At 64.0% G+C, this 4,026-nt stretch carries 6 protein-coding genes; 4 read left to right on the top strand and 2 right to left on the bottom strand.

Annotated elements, in window-relative coordinates; translation table 11 throughout:
• Both ACYVDE_RS16490 and ACYVDE_RS16485 read right to left on the bottom strand, forming a co-directional pair.
• On the bottom strand, window positions 1-222 hold a 222-nt coding region (locus tag ACYVDE_RS16490; protein WP_460502647.1), incomplete at its 3' end, for a hypothetical protein.
• Window positions 223-314: 92 nt separating this feature from the next.
• Window positions 315-869 (bottom strand): YqgE/AlgH family protein, encoded by a 555-nt coding sequence (locus tag ACYVDE_RS16485; protein ID WP_460502646.1) that lies wholly within the window; start codon window positions 867-869, stop codon window positions 315-317.
• A gap of 209 nt (window positions 870-1,078) precedes the next feature.
• Here ACYVDE_RS16485 and pdxH point away from each other — a divergent pair, with 209 nt between their 5' ends.
• The 4 genes from pdxH to ACYVDE_RS16465 form a co-directional block, all read left to right on the top strand.
• Entirely contained in the window at window positions 1,079-1,729 is a 651-nt protein-coding gene (gene pdxH / locus ACYVDE_RS16480; protein WP_460502645.1) for a pyridoxine/pyridoxamine 5'-phosphate oxidase, read from the top strand.
• A 95-nt stretch (window positions 1,730-1,824) separates the two neighbouring features.
• A complete protein-coding gene (locus tag ACYVDE_RS16475; RefSeq protein ID WP_460502643.1) occupies window positions 1,825-3,156 on the top strand; it encodes a DUF1015 domain-containing protein in 1,332 nt (443 codons plus the stop codon).
• Complete coding sequence (locus ACYVDE_RS16470; RefSeq protein WP_460502642.1) at window positions 3,153-3,740, top strand: Maf family protein; 588 nt, start codon at window positions 3,153-3,155, stop codon at window positions 3,738-3,740. Before ACYVDE_RS16475 ends, ACYVDE_RS16470 begins: the two co-directional genes overlap by 4 nt.
• Window positions 3,741-3,804: 64 nt before the next feature.
• Window positions 3,805-4,026 (top strand): hypothetical protein (locus ACYVDE_RS16465; protein ID WP_460502641.1); only part of this gene is annotated, 222 nt, incomplete at its 3' end.

Raw genomic sequence — 4,026 nt, 5'->3', positions numbered from 1 at the left:
ACCGTCGGGCTGACCGGCGGGCAGCTCGGGCGTGCCCTGAGCGGGCAGCTCCACCTGCGATTCGCCGGCGGCGTTGGGCTCGGGCGTCACCGAAGGAGCCGTGGCTTCACCCGAGCGGCTCTGAATTTCGGCCAGACGGCGTTGCAAAATGCTCATCCGGTCTTCAGCGGACGAGTCGGGACCGCCGGCTTGCGGCGTGGTGGGGGTTTCTTCAGCAGCCATAAATCTTCGTATTAGCCGGCCCACGTCGGGGCCAGAGGAGCGCGCGTAAAAAAGTTAAAACAACAAACAACCCGGCCCGGGGGCCGCCTGCTTTAATTCAGGCTGGGGTCGACCGGATAGTTGGCCAGCACCTTGTAGCGCCCACCTTTCTCCCGCAGAATGTCCCGCCAGAAAGCATCAGATGCCAAAGTAAACACTTTCCCGGCGCTTGCGGGCTGCCGTATCCAACTCTGCCCCTGCATTTCGGCCGCCAACTGCCCCTCCGACCAGCCCGAATAGCCCACAAACAGGCGCACATCGTCGGCCGGCACGGCCCCGCTGCCAATCAGCCCGAGGAGCATTTCAAAGTCGCCGCCCCAGTACACGCCCTGGCCCAGGTCCTGGGCGCCGGGCAGGTCGGCCCGTTGATGCAGGAAGTGCAGGGTATTGGGTTCAACGGGGCCACCCAGGTACAGCGGCACGGTGCCGGCGGCGTGGTCGGGCTCGGGCAGGTCGAGCACATCGCCGAGCGTGAGGTTGGTGAGGCGATTGAGCACCAGGCCGAAGGAACCATCGGCCGGCTCGTCGCGGCAAATCAGTACCACGCTACGCTCGAAATTAGGGTCGCCGAGAAAGGGCTTGGAGATTAGCAGAGTGCCAGGACGCATAAGCTGCAAAGAGAAACGGTGGAGAAAAAGCAGCCGGGCCAGCCGACCAGCAGCTGCGGGCAACTGCCCACGCGGCGCTGCTACGGGTAGTACCTTGCAGCCCGAAAACCGGCCCGGGACTACCCGGGGTTGGTACTTAGACTGTGGCGTGCGGAAATTTGTTCCGGCTGCGGCTACGGTACTCCCGCTGCCAATTTCTTCTGCTTATCATGAATGACGCTCAACTGGCCGACCTGCGCAAAACGTACTCGCAGCGCTCCCTTTCCGAAGCCGACGTGCTGCCCGATGCGGTGCGCCAATTCCGCGCCTGGCTCGACGAGGCTATTGCGGCGCGGCTCGACGAGCCTACAGCCCTGACGCTGAGCACGGTGTCGGCGCAAGGCCAGCCGTCGTCGCGCGTGGTGCTGCTGAAAGGCCTTCCCGATGATGCCGGGTTCCTGTTTTACACGAACTACGACTCGCGCAAGGGCCGAGAGCTGGCCGCGCAGCCGCTGGCCGCGCTCAACTTTTTCTGGCCCGGCCTGGAGCGGCAGGTACGTGTGGAAGGCCGCGTCGAAAAAGCGCCGGCCGAGATGTCGACCGAATACTTCCAAAGCCGGCCGCGCGGCAGCCAGCTCGGCGCCTGGGCCTCGCCCCAAAGCCAGGTAATTGGCAGCCGCGAAGAGCTGGAAGCACGGGAGCACGCCATGGAAGCCGAATTTGCCGGCCAGGACCCGCTGCCCCGCCCGGAGCACTGGGGCGGCTACATATTGCGGCCCACGCTGGTCGAGTACTGGCAGGGCCGCCCCAGCCGCCTGCACGACCGCATTGTGTACGAGCGCGACGGCGCGGGCTGGCAGCGCAGCCGCCTAGCCCCGTGAGGTAACTCAATGGGTGAATGAGTGAGGAAGCAGCGCTTATTCAACTTACTCAACCAATCACTCATTACCCCATTCACTCATTCACCCATTGTCTTTTGGCTGAGATTCAACCCTTACGCGGCTGGCGCTACAACCCAACGCTGAGCGCCGACATTGATGCGTACGTGTCGCCGCTGTTCGACGTGGTATCGGCGAAGCAGCGCGAAGCCCTGTACCGCAACCCACTCAATTCCATTCACCTCTCGGTGCCGCGGGGCGATGACCCGGCGGCGGCGGCCTTGGCGCGACTGCAGCAGTGGCAGGCCGAGGGCGTGCTGCGCCAGGACGAATTGCCCGGCATCTATGCCTACTACCAGTATTTCCGGTTGCCGGGTAGCGCCCGCGAATATTGCCGCAAGGGCTTCATGTGCCACATTCGAGCCTACGATTGGGACGAGGACGTGGTGCTGCGCCACGAGAACACGCTGCCGGCGTCGGTGAACGACCGGGCCGAGCTGCTGGCGCGCACGCAATTCCAAAGCAGCGCCACCCACGGCCTGTACCGCGACGACGCATTTGAGTTGGAAGCCTACTTAGATGAAGCCATCCGCACGCCGCTGGTGGAAACGGATGAAGACTACCAAGGTGCGCGCGACGTGCTGGCCGTCATTCAGGATGCGGCCATTATTCGGCGTTTCCAGGCGGTGCTGGCGGCGCGGCAGGTCATTCTGGCCGACGGGCATCACCGCTATGAAGGGTCGCTGGCGTACCGCCAGGCCCGCGAAGTGGCGGCCGATGGCCAGGCCACTGGTAGCGAGCCGTGGAACTATCACCTGATGTACCTGACCAACTCGTCCGCCGACGACCTGCGCATTCTGCCCACCCACCGCCTGCTGCTGGAGCTGCCCGGTAACCTCAGCGACGAGGAGCTGCTGGTCCGGCTGGAGCCGTATTTCACCATTCGGCCGCTGGAAGACGCGGCCGTGCTGCCCGAGATTATTGCCGGCAAGCCCTGGGCTTTCGGCTTATACCTGGACGGGCAGACCTATAAAATCCGCCTCCGGCCCGAGGTACACGCCCAGCTCGACTGGGACACGACCGAGGCCGTGAAGGCGCTGGACCTGACCGTGCTGCATTACTTCGTGCTGGAGAAATGTCTGGGCATCATTGGCCCCGACGCGCAGCGGGCGTGGGCGGGCGTGGCCTACGTGCGCAACTTCGCCGAATGCCTGCAGCGCGTGGACCGCGGCGAGGCGCGGGCGGCGTTTATTGTGAATGAGGTGAGCATGGCCGAAGTGGAAGCCGTGTGCCACTCGGGGGCCGTGATGCCGCCGAAGTCGACATTCTTCTATCCCAAAACCATTGGCGGCTTCTTGTTCAGCAGCATTGCCGACGACGAAGCCAACAACATTTTTCTCGAATACTACCAGTCCCCGATACCCGCGTGAAACTAGTTCTGGCCTCCAATTCGCCTCGCCGCCGTCAGTTGCTGACTGAGCTGGGCCTGCCCTACGAAATCCGCCTGCGCGAAGTGGACGAAGACTTTCCGGCCCACCTGCGCCGGGCCGAGGTTGCCGAGTTTCTGGCAAAACGGAAGGCCTCAGCTTATATCCACGACCTGGCCGCCGACGAGGTGCTGCTGACCGCCGACACCATTGTGTGCCTTGAAAACGACGTGCTGAACAAACCCGCCGACAGAGCCGAAGCCCAGGCCATGCTGGGCCGCCTGCAGGGCCGGGCGCACGACGTGTTCACCGGCGTGTGCCTGCGCACCGGCGACGGACGGGAAGTTGTTTTCGCCGACTGCACCACCGTGCACTTCCGGCCCCTCACGCCCGCCGAAATCGACTATTACATCGATACCTGCCAGCCCTACGACAAAGCCGGCTCCTACGGCGCGCAGGATTGGCTGGGCCTGGCCGCCATCGACCGGCTCGAGGGCTCCTATTTTAACGTAATGGGCCTGCCTACGCACCGGGTATGGGCCGAGCTAGCGAAGCTGGGGGCATTGCCGGACAGCCGCAATGCATAGCGGCAAAAGCCAGCCGGAAACAGTGCCAGCCACTTTTTTTTGGCGGCTGGGCGGGGGCATAAGCATGCTGGCCACCGCCTGGCTGTTGCTGACCGTTGGACTGTGGCCTTACACCGCCGCGAAAGCCCTGGGTAGCATCGTATACAACGATTACGGCTACTTCAGGCTGCCGCTGGCCCTAACGCCGGGCCGCTGGTGGCTGCTGCGCACGGCATTGCTGGGCGCGCTGGCCTTGGGCGGCATGGCACTGGCAGCAAGCAGGCCAACAACCCTCGGAAATGAGCTG

The sequence above is a fragment of the Hymenobacter agri genome, assembly GCF_054778495.1.
This window is presented reverse-complemented; position numbering and strand designations above follow the sequence as displayed.

Coding starts and splice junctions, on each gene's coding strand:
- pdxH (WP_460502645.1), top strand. CDS start 1,079: ATGAATGACGCTCAACTGGCCGACCTGCGCAAAACGTACTCGCAGCGC.
- ACYVDE_RS16485 (WP_460502646.1), bottom strand. CDS start 869: ATGCGTCCTGGCACTCTGCTAATCTCCAAGCCCTTTCTCGGCGACCCT.